The organism is Vibrio sp. Vb0888, assembly GCF_033338835.1.
In the GTDB taxonomy this organism is placed as follows: domain Bacteria; phylum Pseudomonadota; class Gammaproteobacteria; order Enterobacterales; family Vibrionaceae; genus Vibrio; species Vibrio alginolyticus.
In genome coordinates, this window is the sequence record NZ_JAWOTL010000256.1 from 1 (window position 1) to 1,123 (window position 1,123).

The 1,123-nt window shown below is 47.4% G+C and carries 1 protein-coding gene; it reads right to left on the bottom strand.

Going from position 1 to position 1,123, the window contains the following annotated elements:
• Nucleotides 1-51: 51 nt before the first annotated feature.
• Nucleotides 52-1,123 (bottom strand): pyridoxal phosphate-dependent aminotransferase (locus R7P72_RS25450; RefSeq protein WP_318111014.1); only part of this gene is annotated, 1,072 nt, incomplete at its 5' end.

Below are 1,123 nucleotides of genomic sequence, written 5' to 3' on the forward strand. Positions count from 1 at the left end.
GAGTTCCTCTAAGCATATGAGAGATCAGCACTAATTACTACCAGTGATTCATTACTGGCTGTAGGTTGATAGGAATCGCTCGAAGCGTCCGATTGCGGTTTCCAGATCTTCAACGTGTGGCAAAGTCACAATGCGGAAATGGTCTGGTTTTGGCCAGTTAAAACCTGAGCCTTGTACTAGCAGTACTTTTTCCTGTTTCAAGAAATCGAGCACCATCTGCTGGTCATTCTTGATGTTGTACATCTTGGTATCGATTTTAGGGAATAAGTACATGGCACCTTTGGGTTTCACACAAGATACCCCTGGGATCTGGTTGATCAGCTCGAACGCGCGATTACGCTGCTCTAGCAATCGGCCACCAGGTAAGATCAACTCATTGATACTTTGGTAGCCACCTAGCGCGGTTTGAATCGCATGTTGCATCGGCACGTTGGCACAAAGACGCATAGAAGAGAGCAACTCTAGACCGTTAACGTAGCCTTGTGCTAAGTGTTTTGGACCAGTTAAGAACATCCACCCACCGCGGAAACCACATACACGGTAAGCTTTCGACAACCCGTTGAAGGTCATCACAAGTACGTCTTCCGTTAGCGTCGCAACAGAAGTGTGTGTTGCGCCATCGTAAAGCACTTTGTCGTAAATCTCGTCAGCGAAAATGATCAGCTTGTGCTGGCGAGCAATCTCAATCACCTCTAGCAAGAAGTCACGACTATATACAGCACCTGTTGGGTTGTTCGGGTTGATCAGAACAATACCGCGAGTCTTCGGCGTGATTTTCTTTTTGATGTCATCAAGGTCTGGATACCAATCCGATTGTTCATCACACAGATAATGAACGGGGTTGCCACCAGACAACGCTACTGATGCCGTCCACAATGGGTAGTCAGGCGCAGGGATGAGCATTTCATCGCCGTTGTTTAGCAGCGCTTGCATTGCCATCACGATCAGCTCTGACACGCCATTACCGACGTACACATCTTCTACGTCTAAAGAACGAATGCCTTTGCGTTGGTAATGTTGAACCACCGCTTTACGCGCAGAGTAAATGCCTTTGGAATCACAGTAGCCTTGAGAGGTCGGTAGATTACGAATTACATCTACAAGAATCTCATCAGGGGCGTCA